18 protein-coding genes and 1 riboswitch are annotated in these 22,522 nt (G+C 49.0%); of the genes, 11 read left to right on the forward strand and 7 right to left on the reverse strand.

The window, feature by feature from the left end; translation table 11 throughout:
* Positions 1–57: 57 nt before the first annotated feature.
* The 5 genes from yieH to NF212_RS20220 all read left to right on the forward strand — a co-directional run bounded on the left by yieH (position 58) and on the right by NF212_RS20220 (position 4,251).
* On the forward strand, positions 58–741 hold the full coding sequence (gene yieH / locus NF212_RS20200; protein WP_434362684.1) for a 6-phosphogluconate phosphatase: 684 nt from the start codon (positions 58–60) through the stop codon (positions 739–741).
* 143 nt (positions 742–884) lie between these two features.
* Positions 885–956, forward strand: a riboswitch (Fluoride riboswitch).
* A gap of 135 nt (positions 957–1,091) precedes the next feature.
* On the forward strand, positions 1,092–1,784 hold the full coding sequence (locus tag NF212_RS20205) for an iron-sulfur cluster assembly scaffold protein (protein ID WP_434362686.1): 693 nt from the start codon (positions 1,092–1,094) through the stop codon (positions 1,782–1,784).
* 16 nt (positions 1,785–1,800) lie between these two features.
* On the forward strand, positions 1,801–2,817 hold the full coding sequence (locus NF212_RS20210) for a GGGtGRT protein (protein WP_434362688.1): 1,017 nt from the start codon (positions 1,801–1,803) through the stop codon (positions 2,815–2,817).
* A 59-nt stretch (positions 2,818–2,876) separates the two neighbouring features.
* Positions 2,877–3,812: a manganese-dependent inorganic pyrophosphatase gene (locus tag NF212_RS20215; RefSeq protein WP_434362689.1), complete on the forward strand. Its 936-nt coding sequence runs from the start codon at positions 2,877–2,879 to the stop codon at positions 3,810–3,812.
* Positions 3,813–3,822: 10 nt separating this feature from the next.
* A complete protein-coding gene (locus NF212_RS20220) occupies positions 3,823–4,251 on the forward strand; it encodes a universal stress protein (protein WP_434362691.1) in 429 nt (142 codons plus the stop codon).
* Between the two features lie 157 nt (positions 4,252–4,408).
* Here NF212_RS20220 and putP read toward each other — a convergent pair whose 3' ends face one another.
* From putP to NF212_RS20240, 4 genes are all read right to left on the reverse strand, one after another.
* The gene (gene putP / locus NF212_RS20225) at positions 4,409–5,905 is read right to left on the reverse strand and encodes a sodium/proline symporter PutP (protein WP_434362693.1); all 1,497 of its coding nucleotides are present in this window, start codon (positions 5,903–5,905) and stop codon (positions 4,409–4,411) included.
* Between the two features lie 74 nt (positions 5,906–5,979).
* On the reverse strand, positions 5,980–6,666 hold the full coding sequence (locus NF212_RS20230) for an aldehyde dehydrogenase family protein (RefSeq protein ID WP_434362695.1): 687 nt from the start codon (positions 6,664–6,666) through the stop codon (positions 5,980–5,982).
* Between the two features lie 27 nt (positions 6,667–6,693).
* Positions 6,694–9,807 carry a bifunctional proline dehydrogenase/L-glutamate gamma-semialdehyde dehydrogenase PutA gene (putA, locus tag NF212_RS20235; RefSeq protein WP_434362697.1) on the reverse strand — a complete coding sequence of 1,038 codons (3,114 nt, stop codon included), beginning with the start codon at positions 9,805–9,807 and terminating at the stop codon, positions 6,694–6,696.
* Between the two features lie 350 nt (positions 9,808–10,157).
* Positions 10,158–10,928, reverse strand: coding sequence for a helix-turn-helix domain-containing protein (locus tag NF212_RS20240; protein ID WP_434362698.1), 771 nt, complete (start codon positions 10,926–10,928; stop codon positions 10,158–10,160).
* 729 nt (positions 10,929–11,657) lie between these two features.
* Between NF212_RS20240 and NF212_RS20245 the strand changes: the two genes are divergently transcribed.
* Positions 11,658–12,374, forward strand: a complete 717-nt coding sequence (locus NF212_RS20245; protein WP_434362700.1) for a helix-turn-helix transcriptional regulator — start codon at positions 11,658–11,660, stop codon at positions 12,372–12,374.
* A 49-nt stretch (positions 12,375–12,423) separates the two neighbouring features.
* Here NF212_RS20245 and pdxH read toward each other — a convergent pair whose 3' ends face one another.
* Positions 12,424–13,065 (reverse strand): pyridoxamine 5'-phosphate oxidase, encoded by a 642-nt coding sequence (gene pdxH, locus NF212_RS20250; RefSeq protein WP_434362701.1) that lies wholly within the window; start codon positions 13,063–13,065, stop codon positions 12,424–12,426.
* A 156-nt stretch (positions 13,066–13,221) separates the two neighbouring features.
* Between pdxH and NF212_RS20255 the strand changes: the two genes are divergently transcribed.
* The 4 genes from NF212_RS20255 to NF212_RS20270 all read left to right on the forward strand — a co-directional run bounded on the left by NF212_RS20255 (position 13,222) and on the right by NF212_RS20270 (position 19,079).
* Positions 13,222–15,024 carry a sensor histidine kinase gene (locus tag NF212_RS20255; protein WP_434362703.1) on the forward strand — a complete coding sequence of 601 codons (1,803 nt, stop codon included), beginning with the start codon at positions 13,222–13,224 and terminating at the stop codon, positions 15,022–15,024.
* Positions 15,021–16,325 carry a sigma-54-dependent transcriptional regulator gene (locus NF212_RS20260; RefSeq protein WP_434362704.1) on the forward strand — a complete coding sequence of 435 codons (1,305 nt, stop codon included), beginning with the start codon at positions 15,021–15,023 and terminating at the stop codon, positions 16,323–16,325. Before NF212_RS20255 ends, NF212_RS20260 begins: the two co-directional genes overlap by 4 nt.
* A 225-nt stretch (positions 16,326–16,550) precedes the next feature.
* Positions 16,551–17,162, forward strand: a complete 612-nt coding sequence (locus NF212_RS20265) for a transglutaminase-like cysteine peptidase (protein WP_434363030.1) — start codon at positions 16,551–16,553, stop codon at positions 17,160–17,162.
* A gap of 51 nt (positions 17,163–17,213) precedes the next feature.
* Complete coding sequence (locus NF212_RS20270) at positions 17,214–19,079, forward strand: bifunctional diguanylate cyclase/phosphodiesterase (RefSeq protein ID WP_434362706.1); 1,866 nt, start codon at positions 17,214–17,216, stop codon at positions 19,077–19,079.
* 298 nt (positions 19,080–19,377) lie between these two features.
* On the opposite strand, the gene NF212_RS20275 is transcribed toward NF212_RS20270, so the two are convergent.
* Entirely contained in the window at positions 19,378–21,060 is a 1,683-nt protein-coding gene (locus tag NF212_RS20275; RefSeq protein ID WP_434362707.1) for a DUF342 domain-containing protein, read from the reverse strand.
* Positions 21,061–21,358: 298 nt separating this feature from the next.
* On the opposite strand from NF212_RS20275, the gene NF212_RS20280 reads away from it, so the two are divergent.
* Positions 21,359–21,682 carry a hypothetical protein gene (locus NF212_RS20280; RefSeq protein WP_434362708.1) on the forward strand — a complete coding sequence of 108 codons (324 nt, stop codon included), beginning with the start codon at positions 21,359–21,361 and terminating at the stop codon, positions 21,680–21,682.
* Between the two features lie 89 nt (positions 21,683–21,771).
* Here the strand turns inward: NF212_RS20280 and NF212_RS20285 are convergent, their stop codons facing one another.
* The gene (locus NF212_RS20285) at positions 21,772–22,521 is read right to left on the reverse strand and encodes a phosphatase (protein WP_434362709.1); all 750 of its coding nucleotides are present in this window, start codon (positions 22,519–22,521) and stop codon (positions 21,772–21,774) included.
* Position 22,522: the final 1 nt, after the last annotated feature.

Here is a 22,522-nt window from a genome sequence, read left to right on the forward strand (position 1 = left end):
AGAGGTCAATCAGGCATACGTTTAAGTCAGAACCAACTCGGAGAGAAATTACGCAATATGCCCTCACAACAACAGATTGCAACAGATTGTGGCCCGATTGAGTGTGTCATCTTTGACTGTGACGGCACCTTGGTTGACAGCGAGATCCTGACTCAACAGGCTCTCGTTAATGTGTTTGCGAAATACGATATTGAATTGTCCCTGGAAGACTGTATGAACCGTTTCCAGGGAGGAAAAATCACAGACATTTTGCGTAAAACCTGTGCACTGGCAGGTGTGTCTATCAGAATTGACGAACTTGAACCTCAGTTTCGTGATGAATGCACACGGTTGTTTGACAAGCATCTGGATCCGATCCCCGGCGTACCGCAGTTGCTGGACAAGCTGAAAAAAGCAGGCATTGAAGTCTGTGTCGCATCAAATGGCCCTACCACTAAAATGGAACACACCCTGAAACTCACCGGCCTTTATGACCATTTTCACGGAAAGCTATTCAGTGCATTTGATACCAACACCTGGAAACCGGCTCCGGATCTTTTACTCTTTTCCGCCATGAACATGGCTGTACCGGTTCGGAATTGCCTGTTTATCGATGACACTGTGCTCGGCGTGGAGTCCGGCATTAATGCCCAAATGAATACCATCTATTTCCGGACCATGCCCGGCAAGGCAGAAGTCCATCACCCTCTGGTAACAACTTGTTCCTCAATGGAAGAAGTTGAAGCAGCCATCTTCCCATAAAACACTGGTTGAAACTGTCAAAACAGGAATTTTAGATTGCCTGTAAGGCGCTTTATCCTGACTTTTTATGCGGGTAAAGTTAGCTCCGTAATCAATTTACCCGGTCATGTTCATACCTATTGAGTTTATTACCGGTGCCGGCAATCCCGGCGGGAGATGATGTTCCTCCTTTAACCGCCACTGGCAACACCAGGGCTGATGACGTCTGACAACAATGGCATTGAACAGCCGATGTGGGCCATCCCTATTTCTAATGATAATTCAGGGCTCCACGTCCGAGACGTTGTCAGATCGCGCCTCCGGCCAACGGCTGTTCTCTGTCGATTTTTACCTGACAGTGAGACCGAGCAATGCAGTATTCCGCAGAAGTTCAGAATATGTGTCCCCTTTCCCGCGGGCCACAACACGCCTCTTCTCCAATTCCGGTAGAAGGCCGTTGGATTAACCCGAAAGACGTTATCGCGATTTCCGGCCTAAGCCATGGTGTCGGTGCCTGCGCACCGCAGCAAGGTGCAGCCAAACTCACCCTGAACGTTAAAAACGGCATCATCGAAGAAGCACTGATTGAGACTATCGGTTGCTCAGGAATGACTCACTCTGCGGCAATGGCGGCAGAAATCCTGACTGGCAAAACCATCCTCGAAGCGCTGAACACCGACCTGGTTTGCGATGCTATCAACGTAGCAATGCGCGAAATTTTCCTTCAGTTTGTTTACGGCCGCACACAGACCGCATTCTCTGAAGGTGGCCTGCCAATCGGTGCAACCCTGGAAGATTTGGGCAAAGGCCTTCGCAGCCAGGTGGGCACCCATTTTGGTACCCGCGAGAAAGGTCCCCGTTATCTGGAAATGGCAGAAGGTTACATCACAAAAGTGGCACTGGATGATAACGATGAAATCATCGGCTACCGCTTTGTAAATATCGGCCGCATGATGCAATTCATCGAAGAAGGCGTACCTGCCGGTGAAGCGATGGAAAAAGCCAGCGGGCAATATGGCCGCTTTGACGATGCCGTCCGCACTATCAACCCTCGCCACCAGTAAGTCAGGAGAACATCACATGGCCATGTTTGAAAGCTATGACCGCCGTATCGACCAAATTCAGCCTGTACTGGCACAATACGGTTTTAACTCTCTCGACGAGGCGCGGGAATATTGTGAAAGCCGCGGCGTCGATGCCTACCAGATTGCAAAAGAAACCCAACCAATTGCCTTTGACAACGCAGGTTGGGCTTATACTTTAGGCGCTGCTATTGCGCTGAAAGAAGCCGAGAAAAAAGACGGTTTGCTGTCTGCTTCTGAAGCTGCAGAATGGATTGGACAGGGCTTGCAAACCTTCTGCATCCCAGGCTCTGTTGCAGCCCAGCGTGAAGTAGGCCTCGGCCACGGACGCCTCGGCGCTCGCCTTCTGAGTGAAGAGACAGACTGCTTCTGCTTCCTTGCCGGTCACGAGTCCTTTGCCGCTGCAGAAGGTGCAATCAAGATTGCACTTAATGCCAATAAAGTTCGCCAAAAACCGCTACGCGTAATTCTGAACGGCCTGGGTAAAGATGCGGCGTACCTGATTGCCCGTATCAACGGCTTCAACTACGTTCAGACCCAATACGACTACAACACTGGTGAACTGAATGTTGTAAATGAGCGCCGCTTCTCCCAGGGAGCCCGAGGTGACATCAACTGCTACGGCGCAGATGACGTGCGTGAAGGTGTGGCTATCATGCATCGTGAAAATGTGGACATTTCCATTACCGGTAATTCCACTAACCCAACCCGATTCCAGCACCCTGTTGCCGGTACATACAAAAAAGAACGCCTGGAGCAGGGCAAGGCTTATTTCTCCGTGGCCTCAGGTGGCGGTACCGGCCGTACCCTGCACCCGGACAACGTGGCTGCGGGCCCTGCGTCATACGGTATGACCGATACCCTGGGTCGCATGCACTCAGATGCCCAGTTCGCAGGTTCTTCATCAGTACCGGCTCACGTTGAGATGATGGGGCTCATCGGCATGGGCAATAACCCAATGGTAGGTGCGACAGTCGCGGTTGCCGTTGCAGTGGCACAAAGCCTGAAACCGTAAGCGTTGATGCATGAGTGGGAACAGCAAGCCTGTTCCCGCCCTTTCATTTTGGACACTGAATGATTTATGTAACCGGCCATACAAATCCAGACAGCGACTGTATCTGTGCAGCCATTGCCTGTGCAGCTTTCCTCAACGCGCGCGGCTGTAATGCCACCTCCGTCCGCCAAGGCGACCTGACTCGAGAAACACAGTTTATCCTTGATCTCACAGGTCAAAAAGAGCCTGAGCTTTGCCCGCCATTGGCAAATAAAAATGTGTGGCTTGTAGACTTTTCTGATACCAACCAGGGCCCACCTGATCTCGCCAACGCAGCCATTCTCGGCGTCATTGACCACAAGCCACTCGGTAACCTTACCACTAAAGGGCCAGTTGAAGCCTGGATATGGCCAGTGGGCAGCACCTGTACCATTCTCTTTAACCTCATGGTTCAGGAACACTTCGAAATCGACGTATCCATGGCAAAGCTGTTGCTGGCCGGTGTTGTCAGTGACACTATCGGCCTCACATCGCCTACAACAACGCAACGGGACATCCGGGCGTGCAATCAACTGGCAATGTTGGCAGGACTGTGCCTCAGCACCTTTATTAAAGACCTGCTGATTATCAAAACGTCGATTGAAGGCATTGATCCCAACACATTGGTAAACAGGGACTTGAAAGTCTATCCGTGGGCAGGAGGAAAAATCGGTATCGGGCAAATTCAATTAGCCACGTTTGATCAGGTTCAGGACATTAAGCCCCAGCTAAATGCAGCTATGCTGAAAAGCTCAATTGAACTGGATCTTGATCTGGTTGTCCTTATGCTGAGCGATATCCGGCGGGAAGTCACACGCCTAGTCTGGCTCGGTGACTGGGAAGAGCATCTCAGCCACCATGCTGAAAATGGGGAAATCGTCATGACGAAAACCCTTAGCCGAAAACAACAAGTATGGCCCTGGCTGCAAAATATTCTGTCTGTCAGCGGTATATCAAATCACGCTGCTAATTCTTAAGGAGTCCAAAATGTCCCCGTATAAAACGATTCTTCTGGCAGTGAACCCTAATGAAAGTGATGCACAAAGCCTGATCAAAAAAGCCTGTGGCATTGCTGCATTTCACCAGGCAAAACTGCATTTAGCCTATGTTGAACCAGGGGTTGGCGATCACAGCTACAACGATATCGAATTTGGCCTTGCTGAATACGGAGAAGAGATCTCAGAACAACGCCTGACGCACCTCGCTTCACTGGCCAAGGATGCCGGCTATGAGATTGCCGCTTTCCACATGGCACGAGGCGACGTTGCCCGACAGGTAAAAAAGCTCAACAACGAGCTGGGTATTGATCTGGTTATTTCTGGACACCACCATCACCATATGGGCTGGCTTATGGGGGACATTGGCGCAGAACTTAGCAAAAAGCTGGATCGTGATCTTCTGCTGATCAAGGCCTGACCTTCCTGTCACCGGGATCTGTTCCTTGATCATTTTTCCGGGAAATACTGCCCCAGAATCAGAAAACCCGCATTCGCAGATGCGGGTTTCTGTGTAATACCAATTGGATGAATTTACTGGCCAGAGATGACGGAGAATACGTCCTAGTGGTTCAATATCAATCCAGTGTTTCCAATTTACGCTCGTATTGCTCAAAGCGTGTTTGAATATCCTGCGGTGCTCCGCCAGTCAATTTGCTGACAACTACGATTGCAGCACTGGCAAAAATAAAGCCGGGGACAATTTCATACACATCAAACAATCCACCGGAAAGCTGTTTCCATACCACAACAGTGATACCACCTACCAGCACACCGACGATCGCCCCTAACCGGTTCATGTCCTTCCAGAACAGGCTCAACAGCAATGCCGGGCCAAACGCTGCACCAAATCCTGCCCATGCGTAAGAAACCAAGCCCAGCACTGTACTGTCAGGGTTCATAGCAAGCAGCAGGGCAACAATAGAAAGCGCGACAACAGCAACCCGGCCAACCATAACCACTTCCTGCGGAGACGCCTCTTTTTTGAATACCTGCTTGTAAAAATCTTCTGCCAGGGCTGAAGATGACACCAGAAGCTGGGAGTCAGCCGTACTCATGATTGCCGCCAGAATTGCTGCCAGTAAAATCCCGGCAACAACCGGGTGGAACACCGCGTTCACCAGCACCATAAAGATGGTTTCACCATCAGCCAGGTTTCCACCCATATTGGCATCCACATAAAGAATACCCACCAGGCCGATAAGAATCGCTCCTACCATGGACAAAGCCGTCCACCCTACCGCAATGTGTCTTGCCGTATCGATGTCTCTGTTTGAACGTGCCGCCTTGAAACGTGCAAGAATATGGGGTTGCCCAAAGTAACCCAGCCCCCAGGCAACCAGGGAGATGATCGCCACCGCGGAAAGCGGCTCGCCTTTCACATCATTCCAAAGTGTCATCAACTCCGGGTTTTTGGCCGTAAGGGATGCAGAGAGGTCCGAAAGGGAACCGTCTAGCGCGACCACAGGTACAATCATCAATGCCGCAGCCATCAGCAAACCCTGAACCAGATCCGTCCAGGATACAGCGAGAAAACCGCCAAACAGGGTATAGGAAACCACACATACCGTACCTACAACCACAGCTACGGAGTAGTCCAGCCCAAATACGGTTTCAAACAGTTTGCCACCAGCTACCAGACCAGAACTGGTGTAGAAAAGGAAAAACAGCAAAATGAAGAAAGCTGAGATGGTTTGCAAAAGGTTGGAGCTGTCCTTGAACCGGCGGGCAAAGTATTCCGGGATAGTCAGGGCATTGTCCAGCTCAATGGTATAGGTTCTCAGGCGTTTGGCGCAGATAAGCCAGTTCAGCCAGGTACCAACCAGGAGTCCCCCCGCCAGCCACAGGGACTCCATACCAGCTGCGTAGGCATATCCGGGCAATCCAAGCAACAGCCAGCCACTCATATCTGACGCACCGGCAGAGAGTGCTGCCGGCCAGGGACCGAGGGATCGCCCTCCTAAAAAATAATCTTCAGAATTTACTGTGCGGCGGTAGGCGTAAACACCTATAGCCAGCATCACCACCAGATAAACGATAAACGTCGCACTAATCGCAAAAGTATTTTCAATCATTCCATTTACCTCATTGTGAGCGTCTGTTCCTGACGCTCTTTTTGTTCCCCGAAACCTACAGGCGCCAGGTATATTTATCCGCTTCCCAGTTCTAGCAGCGTTGCATTACCGCCTACGGCGGTAATGTTGATGGTGCGGGTACACTCAGTAACAAACCGCAGTAAATAGACAGGGGATCCCATTGATGAAAGGTTGGCAGGATCATTTTCCGCAACCACCTGTATCAAGGCGCCTTCCCTGTGTGAGAGCGCGACATCCTTCGCACGGGATACTTGCTCACCGCCACAAAAAGCCACGCCATCTATCCCGGGGACAGTAGCAAGTTCATGTTCACTGACATTTGCGCACTGCTGTACCACTCGATCCGGGCAGCCTGCTTTGGCAAGATCAGCAACCAGGACGCCAGCGTGTTGCGTTTCATCACACAGTACAACGGTATTTCCGGCAACCAGTGCAGCGGCAAGCTGCCCCGCCAGCGCCGTACATCCCCCACCCTGAACGAGGAATGTCCCCCTGCCGGAGCAGTAAAGTTCATTGGTTTCTCCCGTAGGCCCAGGCATAAGTTCCGTTTCTGCAATCAGTTTATTTGCCTGGGCACATTGAAATTGCACCATGTCTGCGGCTTCCGAAAATTGGCTTCCGCGATGTCGCAAGTGGTTTCCCCACTTTTCAAGCACTGCAACCCGGGATTTAACGCCGATTTCATTCCATTGCTCCCACACCGCCCGGCTTTGCTCGATGAAAGCTTTCAATTCAGACATTCTCTTTCTCCTAGAACAATTAGGCAGTTAATGGGATACAACTGTCGGCTTGGTAAATCGGTACAGGTAGTGTGGCCCCCCGGCTTTGGGCCCGGTGCCAGACAATCCCTGGCCACCAAAGGGCTGTACGCCAACCACAGCACCAACCTGATCGCGGTTGATGTAACAATTTCCCACCCTAGCCCGTTTCTCTATATGCAGGTAAGTCGTTTCGTTCCGTGAATGCACACCGAGCGTCAGGCCGTATCCGGTCGCATTGATTTGATCGATAACCTTGTCCAATTCATCTGCCTTGTATCGGACAATATGAAGAACCGGGCCAAAGTTTTCAGTTTCCAGCTGGTTGATATCATCAATCTCAAAAGCGACCGGAGCGATAAAGTCTCCATCAGCGCAGTTTTCACCTAGTTTCACTTCGTACACCAACCGACCCTGTTTTTTCATGTGCTCAACATGGGCAGCCAGCTTCATACGTGCCTTTTCATCAATGACCGGGCCAACATCGGTACTCAGCATTTCCGGCGAGCCGACTGACAATTCCGACATGGCACCTTTAATCAAAGGAATAATCCTGTCGGCTACATCTTGCTGTACAAACAGTACCCTGAGAGCTGAACAGCGCTGGCCGGCAGATGCAAAGGCAGACCGGATTACATCGCGGACAACCTGTTCTGGCAGGGCGGTACTGTCTACCAGCATCGCATTCTGCCCGCCTGTTTCTGCAATAAGCGGTGCGGTTCCACCTCTTCGTCCAGCCAGTACACGGCTGATATGTTGAGCAGTTGGTGTCGAGCCAGTGAATGCAACACCGGCAACACGTTCGTCCGATATAACTGCTGCCCCAACACTGGCACCATCACCTGGTACAAACTGGATAACACCCGGCGGGATACCTGTCTCAAGCAGCATCTCTATTGCCCGGAATGCAATTAGCGACGTCTGTTCTGCCGCTTTGGCAATAACGGTATTACCCGCAATTAGAGCCGCAGCAACCTGCCCAATAAAAATAGCCAGCGGGAAATTCCAGGGACTGATACAAACTACAACGCCCAATCCTTCATGTTGGATCCGCATTTTCTCCCCGCGAAATGAAGTGAATACTTGCTCACTTCCAAACCGCGAATTTCCCTGTTGTGGGTAGTAACGGAGAAAATCCACTGCCTCTCTCACTTCATCAACAGCGTCCTGGATCGTTTTACCCGCCTCACGGTGGCACAAAGCCACTAATTCGGGTGTATGGCTTTCTAACCTGTCGGCCAGGGACAGCAGGAAGTGCCCCCGTTCCCTTACGGTAAGCTTCTGCCAGGCTGGTAAAGCACTGGTGGCACCATCAAGTGCTTTTTCCACTGTTTTAGTATCTGCCCAGTCAACAGCACCTATAGCGGTGCTCCGGCTATGCGGGCAGGTAACCAGGTGTGTTTTCCCAACGGACTTTTCCCCGTTAACCAACGGCATTGCGTGCCAGCGGTGGTCACCCATAAACAGGTTAACCGCTTCAGATAAGGGGACTCTCTGGCTGTCTATTGCCAGCGGCAGCCCCCATGAATTTCTGCGTAAATTTCCGAATATGTCCCCCGGCAGCGGTATCCGGTCATTATGGAAATGGGCATGGGATTTCAGCGTCACCGAAGGGTGTTCCGTCAACTCAGAAACGGGGCAACGGGCATCCACCAAACGGTGTACAAACGAGCTGTTTGCACCGTTCTCCAACAAACGTCGAACGAGATAAGGCAGGAGATCCTTATGGCTGCCAACCGGCGCGTAAATTCTCACATCACAGCCATGCTTTTCCCGTACATGGCTGTAAAGTGCTTCCCCCATGCCATGAAGACGCTGAAATTCAAAATCACCATGGCTAGCCATTGAGGACACAGCGGAAATAGTGTGTGCATTGTGGCTGGCAAACTGAGGGTAGAGATATCCACGAACCGGTTGACTGAGCAGAAAACGGGCACAGGCGAGGTAAGAAACATCCGTCCCTTCTTTCCGGGTAAATACCGGATAGCTTTCCTGACCGCGTTGCTGGGCCAGTTTTATCTCACTGTCCCAATAGGCGCCTTTTACCAGGCGAACCGGAATACGGTCGCCTTGCTCTTTTGCCAGTGCTGTCAGCCAGGCAAGTACTGGCAATGCACGCTTTGAATAAGCCTGTACCACCAGCCCTAATTCCCCCCAGCCTTTTATTTCCTCGTGCCGGTAAAGTTTTTCAAACAGCTTTAAGGACAGTTCAAGGCGGTCTGACTCTTCAGCATCGATGGTAATGGCTACTTTCTTTTCGCGGGCATGCTTTAAAAGGGTCAGGACGGTTGAATACATTTCCGTCATCACCCTGTGCTCCTGGAACACTTCATAGCGAGAGTGGAGGGCTGAAAGTTTTATTGAAACTGATGGTGCAGGGCCAGAACCGTCTTGGAGTGCTTTACCAACTGCTTCGATAGCATGCAGGTAATCTTGGAAATACTTTTCTGCATCTTCCCGGGTCAGTGCCGCTTCCCCGAGCATATCAAACGAATAGGTATAGCCGCTTTGCCGGGGTTTACGGCCCTTATCCAAGGCTTCATGGATGGTTCTACCCAACACGAACTGGTGCCCCATGATTTTCATTGCCTGGTTCATTGCCTTGCGGATAACCGGCTCAGACATTTTGTTTACCAAGCGGTTCAACACTGACCCGGCATTACCTTCCTGTTGCTCATCCAGGCTGATGACTTTCCCGGTCAGCATCAGTCCCCAGGTGGACGCATTAACAAAAAGTTTGTCCGAATTTTTGAGGTGGGATTTCCAGTCTGCGACACTCAGTTTGTCTCGGATCAACGCATCAGCTGTCGCCGTATCCGGGATCCGCATCAGTGCTTCAGCCAGGCACATCAGGAGGATCCCTTCTCGTGTATCAAGGCTGTATTCAAGCAAAAGGGCATCAATAAGCTGCACGGCAGTCTTATCATTTCGAACCCTTTCTATAAGATCCGCTGTATCCTTCTCGATCCTGGTATTTTCATCCGGTGAGGGCTCGGCCAGCATAAGCAGCTGTTCCAACAAATTGGATTCATCTACGCTGTACTGGGGGGAAATTGCCGCCCAATGCGTCTCCAAGGGTTGATCAAAGAAGCCCGGGCCTGTGACATCCGTTGCCTTGTACATAGTGTCCACCTCGTGATCCGGATCCATCGCCGTTGGTTTCCCCCAGTGCTTTACCCTGTAGAAACACACTCAGCCATGGACTCGTTACATATATGTTGCAATTGGCGGCATTTTATTTCGCATTATGACGGAAGGTCTTTCATAATCCTCCGGCATCATTTCAAAATCCTCCAATGGATAACAAATGTGGCGCTCGATCAGCCAGAGCTTTTAACAGGCAGCCCTGAATTATGCGCAACCTATCGCATTATTTTGAGTATATAAAATGGTGTGATTATCGAAGGAGGGAAGTCTTTTTCAGTGCCCGGGATCCCATCACTCTTCCCTGAAACCTGCATATTGAACAAAGACTATGAGTGGCGACGGCGGTACTCGCTGGGAGGCATACCGAAACTGCGAGTAAAGGCAGAGGTCAGGCCGCTTTGACTGGCAAAACCACAGCTGTCAGCGATTTGGGAGAAGGTTAACTCGCCTTCCTTGATAAGTTCACGAGCCATTTTCAGACGGCGGTCCAGAACAAATTGGTGGGGTGTAATACCAGTTTGTTGTTTGAACAGGTAATGGAACTGACTTTCCCCAAGGAAGCATTGGCCAGCAAGCTGGGCGACAGAAATTTTTCGGTTCAGGTGTTGCAGTATATAACGTTCAACCACATCCAGATCCAGCCGTTGTCCCCGGTGAAAGACCGTTGATGGGTTACGAAAGTGCCGCTGCATCACACACAGGATAGTATCTGCACTCGCCCGAGCCAGCAGAGGATCATCCGGACTGGCAAGCATTTCCGCACTCAGGGCCCTCACCAACAACTCCCCCTGGCTGTCAAGGTTGAAGTAGACCTGCTGCTCAAACATCGCATCCATCCTGGTATGCCAGTCATGGTTTGCTTCGTCGATAGGAAGATTGATCACCAGAATCTGGTTGTTACCCATACCTACATATGCGTGATCTGAATTTGAGGACACAAGGCATCCCTGTCCGGGGCCTACCAGACTGCCATACCCCTGAACATCAAATTCTGACTGGCCGCGCAAGCCTATAACTACCTGGTGGTATTGATGGGCATGGTGGTGTTGCTCCTCAGGGAGCGTGATAACTTCGGATGCAGGTACCTTCTCGGGCATAAAACTTCCTTGTGGATACCAGTTCAGAGCAGAAAAGTTCCCGGAAACATGATCAAGAGTGGTGTTTTCTACGGGCTTTGTCAATTGAACGATAAATAATTCCCTTCACCATGGCAGCGGACCTTAAAAAATGCTGGATTCAGCGACTTGCATCACACAGGATGAGCATAAATCAGGCAATAAAATCGATCTTTTCAAGGATCACTCATGATCATTGTTCCGAAGTGCGTTTGATCAGTGTTCACCTTGATCATCTTTCCGAATTTTGTGATTTATCAGCGCATCGTTCCGGGAACCGAAAGAATAATGTAACAATTATATACATTTCTTTCATATCTTGAACCAATACCACAGTACTCGTATGGTCTTGAAATTTAATGGGAAGTAGGAGCATTTATGTGAAATACATTACATATTATAAAGATAGGGGAATTCCCCCCTACTTACAGTATCAACATTGCGATATAGTGATTTCGTGGTGCAAGGTCTGGTACCTTGTGCCTCTGGTCTATCGCAAGTGGACCATGTCAGAGAGTCGGTGTGGACGTACCCTCTAAACATCGCACTCCTTTGACACCTCTTCTACACGTCGTACAGGATTGTGCTCTCAATGAGCCGATATTCTGGTTTGCGCTGGCTGGTCCAGCGCTTTTTTTTATACCGATATCTCCCCAAACGTGTCATTTTCTCATACAATTCCCCTGCTTATAACGCAAAATAATAAGAAAAATGGACAACCATACATATCCTTCTTGCAGGGAACTTTCGCTCTTTGATCAGTTGCCAGGTTGCTGGGGATGTAAAGACCGTGATTCGGTCTTTGTCCATGTGAACCAAGAGTATGCCGAACTCATTGGGATTCCACATCCGGAAGACTGTATTGGCCTGAACTACGGGGATCTTCCGGACCCCTTAGGACAGTTTGCCAATACCTTTCAAGAGCAGGACAGGTATGTTCTAAAAACCGGCCGCAGGTTGAGTGTTCTTAATGTTCATCCCTATTCGGATGGCGTTTGGCGTGCTCACCTGGTTACAAAAGCCCCGTGGCGAGACAGTCAAGGCAACATGTTGGGCACCCTATTCTTCGCACAGCAACTGAAAGACGCTGCTGTTTTGGAGGCTGGGTACCAAATTTTCCGAGCCATGCATTTCCCCGACTGTTCGTCATATTCAATCAGCTCGGTGTGTTCGCACAGGGAGCTTTCATTGAGCCCGAGGGAATCTGAGGCACTTTTTCTGATGCTTTATGGGAAAAAGCCACAGTTTATCGCCAACGTCTTAGGCGTTACGGTTAAAACCTTCGAGAACTATGTCTGCAAACTGCGTGTGAAGTTTTCTGCCTCCAGCAAATCGGAGCTGATTGAGAAAGCCATTGATGCCGGATTTGGCTCTCACATTCCTTCCTCACTGTTTAAAAAACAGCTATCGGTCATTTTAAAAGCTTAAAAAAAGCCCCCTTCCTGGGGGCTTCTCCTGAATGACAGATCCCACGTGATCACGGAGCCAGGCGCTCGATTTCCCACTCTCCCTGACCATTTTCACCCGTATAAATAAACCTGTCGTGGAGGCGATGTTCGCCCCCTTGCCAGAACTCCATTGAATTCACTTTCACCCGGAACCCACCCCAGAATGTCGGCAGCGGAACCTCTCCTTTGGAAAACTTCTGTTTAAGTTCCAGAAATTTACCTTCCAACGCTGCTTTTGCAGAAAGACGGCTGCTCTGGTGGGATGCCCAGGCAGCGATCTGGCTCTCTTTTGGACGGGAGGAAAAATACTTCATCACTTCCAAGGTCCCTAATTTCTCAGCAGTTCCGGTGATGTGTACCTGTCGCTCAAGGAAATGCCATGGGAAATGAAGGCTGATTTTATTGTTTTCTTTCAGCTGACCGGCCTTGCGACTGCCAAGGTTGGTATAAAACACAAAACCGTCATGATCATAGTGCTTTAGCAGGACGATACGCTGAAAAGGCTGACCGTCGCTGTCAACCGTTGCAATTGTCATGGCAGTAGGATCAGGCAATTTTGCCTCTATGGCTTGCTGCATCCATTTATCAAAAAGGGTTAACGGATCGGCTGGGAGATCCTTTCGCCTTAAACCACCTTGCGTATATTCTCTTCGAATATCATAGAGATCCATCGTAGCCTCCCGGAAAAAGCGTCTTTATTCTGCTCAGCACCAACAAGAGAAATTCTGTTAGCAGAAAGTATGATTTCCGGCTCATTTTGCGTGCAGCCAAATGGAATGACAACCCTTGCCTGTCATAATAAGCAGGTAATGAAAAAGGAGTGTACATTGCGCAAGTCCCGTTTAATTGCCGGCGCAGTAATAGTTGGCCTCGTTTTAACGGCAGCAGTGGGAACGGTGACTTACCACCAAACCAGCCAGTTGCAAATCAGTAAAATTGCCGATGATGTTGAACGCCTGGAAGAAAAAATTCTGGCGGAGCTTGGCCGTTTCAGCGAAATACCTGAACTGCTTTCAACGGATCCCCGCCTTCTCCGCGTACTTAGAGTTCCCAGCAACGCCATGCTTGCCAGAGATACCAACCTTCTACTGAAGGACTGGGCAGAGCGACTCGATGCCGACACGCTTTACCTCCTGGATAAAGATGGCACCACATTAGCTTCAAGTAACTATGACAAACCTTACAGTTTCGTTGGAGAGAACTATAACTATCGCCCCTACTACCAACAGGCTATTGCTGGCCAGATTGGCCGCTATTATGCGTTGGGTTCCCGCTCAGACAAACGGGGGTACTATTTTTCTGCACCCGTTTATGACAAGGGTGAGATAACAGGCGTCATTACACTTAAAGTGGACCTTTCCATCATTGAACAGGTTTGGAAATACCAGTCATACGATTATGCGATTACCGATCAGCTCGGTGTTGTTTTTTACAGCTCCAGAGGAAACTGGCTCTTCCAGTCGCTGGTACAATTAACCCCCGCGCAGAAAGACGCGATACATTCGTCGCGCCGGTATGGCGACACGCCACTTAATTACCTCAGCGCGGAAACCTCACTGGAAAATCTGTTAGGCAACCACCAGTTGTCACTGGGACTGAACACCTACCGTCGTGAACCAATGCTCGCCTCTTCGCGTGCTGCTGAAGGTGCAGGATGGGTTTTAGTTGGGTTTACACCCACATCGACGATCTATGGCACCGTGGTTGGTGTATCCGCTTTGTTTGCCACATTTTATGCCCTGGTTGCCCTGGTTGGCCTGAGTATCACCCAGACAATCGTCGCCAAACGCCGTCTGGCCGATCTGAATAACCAACTGGAGAACCAAGTAGCCGAAAGGACGCGATCCCTTCAGAATGCCAACCAGAGGCTCAGAATCACCCTCGAGCAATACGACCAGACGCAACAAGTTTTGAAGTCTACGGAAGACGAGCTTATCCAGGCCGCAAAACTGGCAATGTTGGGGGAACTTTCAGCCAGCATAAACCATGAAATCAACCAGCCGCTGGCCGCCATGAGAACGTATGCCGAAAACGGGATTAAAGCGATGTCCCGGCAAAAGTACGATCTGGTTGAAGAAAACCTGAAGGAAATTGTCCGGCTCAACACCATGGTGACGGAAATTATCGCCCGGTTTAAGGTATTTGCCCGCAAATCCCACCAGGCTTCTTCAGCAAGTGCCCAGCTTCATGATGTTGTTGTTTCGGCAATAAACCTTACCAAAGCCAATATGCTCAAACACGGTATCATCATCAAGGTTGAACCTATCCCGCAGCAATGCCACGTTTATGCAGATGCCGTACAGCTTGAACAGGTTATTATCAACCTGCTGACCAATGCTATCCATGTGCTTTCAGACACACCATCCCCGCAACTTGGGATATATACCTCTATACACAAGGATTCTGTCTCCATCCATGTTTGGGATAACGGACCAGGCATTGATAACGACATGAAAAAACAAATTTTCAATCCTTTCTTCACGACCAGACCGGATGGGCTGGGGCTAGGTCTTACGATCTCGCGCCGGATCCTGGACGCATTTTCCGGTTCGTTACGCGTTGCAGACCACCTAAACGGTGGCGCGGAATTTATCGTGACCATTCCCGGCCATTATGAGGAATCAGTATGACCCGAAACGTCATTTTTATTGATGATGAGCGGAGTATCCGCCACTCCCTCTCCCAAACCCTGGAACTGGAAGATTACGACGTTCAGGCCTTTGCTTCCGCCAAGGATGCGCTAACGGAGTTGGGAAGCTTATATGACGGTGTCATTATCACTGACATCAACATGCCGGGAATTGACGGCATAGAATTCCTCCGCCGCGCATTGGTAATAGATGACGAGTTTCAGGTCATTGTCCTCACCGGGCACGGAGATATTTCGACCGCAGTAGAAGCAATGCGGCTTGGCGCCTACGATTTCCTTGAGAAGCCGTTTTCGACCGATCACCTTTTAGACGTTGTAAAACGTGCAGCAGACAAGCGCCAGTTAATTCTTGAAAACAGGGAACTCCGTGATGAACTGGCCGCACAAAGCAGCCCCGGTCCGCGTATCTTGGGCAATGACCCGTCAATCAAGCAACTCAGGCGTGTGCTTACCCATCTGAAAACCGGTTCCTCTTCCATCCATTTCCATGGCGAGCCGGGTACAGGCCGGTCTCTGGCAGCACGTTTTTTCCATGACCACAGCAGTTCTGCTGCAAGCCCATTTGTCAAAATCAATTGCCAGTCAGTCAGCTCCCATGCTCTCGAAAATGACCTTTTTGCCGGTGTCGCAAGCAGCAATAACCTATTCAGTGCCTCACAAGGCGGCACACTGTTTCTTGCGGATATAGATAAACTGACAGCGCAGAACCAGTCAGCATTGCTCCAACAATTAAAGAGCCACAGACAAAAAGACTCTCTGTCCTGCAGGATCCTGTCATCAGGTGAAAGCGACCTGAAACTTCAGGCTGACAAGGGGCTGTTCAATACTGAGCTGTTCGACTTCATCGACTTTGTACCAATTCACCTTCCCCCGTTGCGAGAGCGGAAAGAGGATATTCTCACGCTCTACAACAATTTCACCCGGACAGTGGCTTCCCGGTACGGGCTCGTTGTCCCCCACATTCCACCAGAACTCGAATCTCAACTTATTGCTCACCGCTGGGGAGGAAATGTCCGGGAACTTCGTAACGTCGCAGAAAGGCATATATTGCTTGGGGAAACATTCAACCGGGAACACGCAACAGCAATGACAGATCTCCCGGCAGAAACCACCCTCGCTGATCGCGTATCGCAGTTTGAATATACAGTTTTACGGGATGCCCTCACCCGGCATGGAGGCCGTTTGAAAGAAGTTCAGGAAGAACTCGGTCTGGCAAGGAAGACGCTCTACGACAAAATGAGAAAGCACTGTCTCGAAAAAGAGGATTTCAAAATTCAATAAATTCCATCGTAATTTCGTGCCTGATAGCATTGCAGATGTATATAATTTGACATCTTCGAACAATCTTTGAGACAACATTGAAATCGTTTCCTGACAAACACCTGATGGAGTACACGTTGCTGGCTCATACATGGAACAGTAAGGGGCATCATGGGTAAACCCCGGTACATTAAATCACTACTTTTCACGGCAATTTTGACTGCGGTATCTGCAGCCGGGATTGCCATGACAAGTACTGAATTGCGCTGGGTAGCAAAAGTCGAGAAGGTTTACGGTGCGCGTGCAGGTAAACGGGTGACAGCGTGGCGTCATATCGTTGATTCATCCAGTAACCTGAGCGAAAAAGAAAAGCTGGAAAAAATAAATACTTTCTTCAACCAACTTTATTTCGTCAATGACATCGATCTTTGGGGTAAGAAAGACTACTGGGCCACACCACTGGAATTTCTCGGCAGCAATGCCGGGGATTGTGAGGACTTCAGTATCGCCAAGTATTACTCCCTCAGGGAGTTAGGCATTGACGACAAAAAACTTCGCCTGGTTTATGTAAAGGCTTTATCACTGAACCAGTTCCATATGGTTGTCGCTTATTACCCCACGCCATCTTCAGTTCCTTTGCTTCTCGACAATATCGACCCTGAAATCAAACTCGCGTCGAAAAGACGAGACCTGGTGCCAATTTACAGCTTTAACGGTACTAAGCTGTGGCTCATTAAAGAACAAGGGGCCACTTCTCAACTTGCCGGCAACTCGAACAGACTGGGATTGTGGAATGACCTGCGCTCCCGTGTAGATAAATTGAAATTAAAGAAACCGGTCAGAAATTATGATGGATAACGCACTATGACCCTTTATAGAAAGATACTTTTATGGATGCTTGCCATATTCATGACCCTAATGCTTGCTGTGTTCGGTGTGCAATTGAATACCACGCGGAATTTCCTGTTAACCCAGCAAAGCGCTGAGGTAAACAACACCGTAAACTCGATGGGTCTGGCACTGGCACCTTATCTGGAAAGCAATGACAAGATAGCATCCGAATCCGTCATCAATGCATTGTTTGATGGAGGGTATTACCAGAAAGTCCAACTCAAAATGTTGGCTGACAATTCAGAAATAGTACGAGAGTATCCGGTCAATTATGACGGTATTCCCCACTGGTTCACTGACCTGAACCTGTTTCCTGCAATTGAGGAAAACCGCACGCTCACCAGCGGTTGGTTACAATTGGCCGAAGTCACCGTAGTTTCCCATCCAGGTTTTGCCTATCGGGAACTGTGGAAAGCCACAACACAGTTGGCCAGTTGGTTTGGCCTGACACTGCTGATCGCAGCACTCATTATCGCACTGCAACTAAAACATTCCCTCAGTCCTTTAAAAGTCATTACCCATCGTGCACGAGAGATAGCGAACAACCGCTTTGGCAACCCAATCGAACTCCCTAAAACAGCAGATCTTCGTACGGTTGTGCAAGCTATCAATAGCATGTCTACCAAACTTCAGCAGTACTTTGAGGCACAAGCTAAAGAAGCCGAAAAACTGCGCGAAAAAGCTTACCAAGATGCGGTATCGGGACTTGGTAACCGTAACTTCTTCATGGCGCAGCTACGTTCATGGGTACACGATGGAGGGGAAGGTGGTATTGCTCTCATTAAAGTGGAACAAATAGACAAGGCATATGATGACAAGGGTTTTGCGGAAGGTGACTCCTTGGTTGCTTCTATCGCAAACCGTATTAATACAAGCCTTTCCCTGTCTGAAGCCACTACAGCCAGGATTGGCCGCGATGAATTCGCCCTGATCCTGCCGGGTGTCACTGCCGATGACCTGAAACAGATTGGTTCACTCTTGCTGGACACCTTACGCACACACGTTGAAGCGGATGTAGACGCACACCTGGCAATCGGTCTGGTCGCTAACGATAACCAAACCGACGTCGGCAAACTGTTATCACAAGCAGACAATGCTTTGGCAATGGCGAAACAGAATCCGGCTCAGCCGCTTCATCTTATTCGCCATACTTCAAGCTCCAATGTAATGGGTAAAACCCAGTGGAAGACATTGGTGGAAGAAGCGATTTCAGAAGGCCTGTTTGTTTACAAATACCAGCCGGCAGTCGCTTCGGACCGCAGTCCGCTGCATCGGGAGGTGTTTACAGCCATTGAAAAGGGAGAACATTTTTACGGTGCAGGTCAGTTCCTTAACGCAATCGAGCAGTTAAAGATGGGCGAACATTTGGATCGCCATGTAATCTCCCGCCTGCTGGTGATGCTGAATTCAGGGGAACTTGTTGGCCCGGTAGCAGTAAACCTGACAACAACCAGTTCAACCAGTGCTTCGTTCCTGCGCTGGCTGACCGAAAAATTGTCACACGCTAAAAACCTCAGTGGGCAGTTGTTGTTTGAGATTCCCGAATCAGTGTTCGTTTATCACCAAGACAACGCGAGCTTACTGGCCGACAGTATCGTGCGTCTCGGCTTTGGGTTTGGCGTGGATAACTACGGCCGTCACTTCGAGTCCCTGGACTACATCAAAGATTTCCAACCGTCATATGTCAAAATTGACTTTGCTTATACGGCAGATATTAACGATGAAGACAAGCGCATGCTGCTTTCTTCCATCAGCCGCACTGCGAATAACCTTGGCATAACGACCATTGCGACACGAGTAGAAACAGAACAACAGCTTCAACAGCTTTCTGAACTCTACGTTGATGGTTTCCAAGGGTTTGTATTTGACAAGCAAAAATCCTGATAAAGAAACGAGCTAAGACCGGGGTCTAGTATCCCGGTTTTTTTATCTTCAGATTATGCAGATTGGCCTTATTCATAAGCTTTTACTGTTAACTTATAAAGGATGCAGCAGAATTCCTTTCCCTGTCCAATAAACGGATACCGCCAGCGAAAGCTGGCATAAAACAAGCAACCAATGCGTCGCCTTACCACTGCCGAATAAGGGTTTACAGTGTAAATTGAAGGGAATACCGGGAATAAGTTCTATGGATTAGAACCAGAACTAATAAAAACGTCTCGGAGAGTTGAATAGCACCCAGCTATCGAAGAGGTTCGTGGAGAATTTCATTCTCCCGAACTTTTACCTTACTGGGTCCGTGCTCAGAGTCGATACTCAGTTTATGCTTGCCGACAAAGCAGCGAACGCCTTGGTAAAGCCTCATGGTAACAGTAATGTCGTATAGGCCGTAACCTTCGTTAAGTTCTTCCCGAAGTCCTTCTTGAGCAGTTTTCTGGTTCTCGTAGATTCCAGAGTAGTGCTGACGGGTAACGAAGATCTTATCAAATAAATCAGGTGGGCGTTTTGATTCGGGAATGCGTTCCAGCTTTCTTTGAAGTTCGATAGCTTTAGATAGTTGCCCACGAGACGCTTCTATATCCGTTTCCAACGCCTCTAAGCGATCTATGAATTCCTGATAGCGACAGTATGCATAAACCTCTGTAGGTGTCCCTGCAGGTGCGCCCAAAAACGAGGTGACAACTCCCAGACCCGCTTTTACCATCCCTCCGTAAATTCCGCTTTGTTTACGCAGTTTTTCGCTGATGACAACATTCCCACCTGCTTCTATGTAGGCATTACAGGCGTGAAGTTTCAAATGGATATTGTCCTGAGCTTTGAGTGAGGAAAACTGAGCAAAATTAGCAACAATGCTTCCACCGCTCACCAGTTGGCAAGTTGGTGTGTTTTCCCGGTGCCTTCCTATTACACCATGTTGTACAACAATATCTGAGCCTGCACGAATTGATGCAGATTCTACTGTTCCACCTATGGTTACTGAGCCTGATGCAAGAATTTTCATCCCAGGGGAGACATCGCCACGCACAACGACACTTCCTGAGAATTTAATGTGTCCGGTTGTCGGGGTGACCGCCTTTAGAACCAAAGCATCATCAACTTCCACACCATCGGGGTGGCGAATCGGCATTCCTTCGCGTGTAGAGACAATAATGCGTTGATCGTTCTCACTGAGGACGCTGCCATCATAGAACTTTACTTTTAAAGGCTTACCTGGGACAGAGGGAAGACGCTCTCCGTTAACTTTGTATCCGTCAACGCCGGTCGTTTCCTCGCTCATGATCGCCAAAGGTTCCCCGGATTTTACAGTAATTGCATCACCGAGGTCCTTCATATCTACGGTGCCATCGCTACGTTCCTTGGGTTGAAGTACCCGGCTTGCGGCGTCTTCTTTAAGATAGCGAAGCCTACCGTCTTTACCGTTAGACGCAGGCTTTCCAAACGCCACATTTGCAGTGGCTTCTTCACCAGCTTTAAGAAATTTAGCTTTGGATAGTAAGGCTTCGAGTGCCTTCCGTTGAATACCCGCGGTTATTCCCGCAAGTTTGAGTGCGTCCAGCGCATCTTCCCATGAAATGCTCTTGCCTCCATAAGGAGCTGAGACCCGCAATTCTGCCCGCATTTTATCTGCGGACATCTTTGCAACAGCCTTTGCATCCCGTTGCTCAGCTATAGTAAATATCTGAGCCTTTGATTCTTTACCGCCCGAGTTAACTGAGGCTAATGCCGATATAAGAACGTCTCGCTTAATGTAGTAATGCCCAACGTTAAGCTTGAGAAGAAAATTCACTACTTGTTCTTCGGTAACATCTGGCTCATTCTGGTCACGCTTTCCCACAGCATTAAGCATGACAGACTGACCGTCTGTCGCTAAGACAATCAGCCTATCCAGTTTTCGACCAGGATTTACTTCCGACGCACTTTGCATAATCCTCGACAGTTTTCAAAGAAGAATCAAAAGTTATACTAGCGTAAAGAACCTTGGATAAATCTTATAAAGATTAAATATTCGTGTTTCATCACATGAAACATCAGTATTTTGAGAACATTATCGTCTTACCGTTCTTTTCTTAATTTTCGGGCACCACAAGGTGAATTTACACTGTAAATCCTCTTCAATTTCACGATTATCATTCTGAACAATTCTCTGACTTTACCGACTCATCCTTACGTTATAGTTTCATGATAAAATGCTCTACGCCTTGGACATAACGGAGATGAATAAGATGAAGACATTAAGTAAGTGGTTTATCGCAGGCCTGACAGCCGCCTTTCTTAGTACTCCGGCAATGGCCCAAGACTCTCAATGGGACAAAGTCAAAAGCAGTGCAAAGGTATTGAGTGAAGATGTCGCCTCTGCGGCTAAAGGGACTTACGAAAGCTCGTCTGAATGGGCAGGGGAAAAGGCTGAACAAAGTCAGGAATGGATGGAAGAAAAAGGCGAGATTACCGGAGACTGGCTTAAAGACAAATCCGGAAAAGCCGCAGACTGGGTTGAAGATAAAGGCACTCAGCTTGGCGAATGGCTCGATGAAACTACCGATAAGTAGTCAACAGCTTAACCAATTTGCCAGAAAGGGCATCATAAGATGCCCTTTTCTTTTTGAGGAATATAACCAAACGGGTTCAATGTTTGGGATTAATCGCGATACCAATGTGCAAACTCATTGATTCGCTCCCCTCCCCTCTCATCAAGAAAAGATAAGAATCGTTCCGGAGAGGAGGTAATAACCAACTCCTCCGGCATATTAACTTTTTTAAGTAACGCCTGAGTTGCTGAAAACTCCCCAACCGCATAAGCGAAATGTGCATCCGAACCGGTTGTTACATAGGCGCCAAGATCCCTCGCAAGTGCCGCAATTTCCTCACAGCGCGGCGCGCTACCATGTCGGGTAGTAGACAACGATGCGTTATTTATCTCAATGGCAACTTTGTGTTTGGCAGCCTCTGCAACGACCGCTTCAAAATCAAAGTCAAAATTAGGGTTTCCCGAATGGGCGATTGCATGGATTTCACCTCTCCGGATTGTATTAATCAACGTCTTTGTATGTGAGTGTTTGTCAGTAGGTGGAATAACGGGCTCATGAAGGCTTCCGTTGATCCAGTCAACGTAACTGAAAAGAAGTTCTGGAACATCAATTTCACCTTCTTCATTTATTATGTTCGCTTCAATACCACGAATGATACCTACACCATGCAGAAAGCGGGGAATGGCTGACTGATTGCCAAAATGCCAATTGTGTGGAGCTCCAGGCATACTGGATGCGTGGTCTGTCATACAAAGCAGTGACAGTCCATTTTCTTTCCCTGCCAGGCTGTTTTCTAAAATTGTACTGTAAGCATGTCCACTGGCTGTGGTGTGAGTATGCGTATCCACCACGAATTTCATA

It is taken from the genome of Parasalinivibrio latis (assembly GCF_036825535.1).
Taxonomy (GTDB): Bacteria; Pseudomonadota; Gammaproteobacteria; order Enterobacterales; family Vibrionaceae; genus Parasalinivibrio; species Parasalinivibrio latis.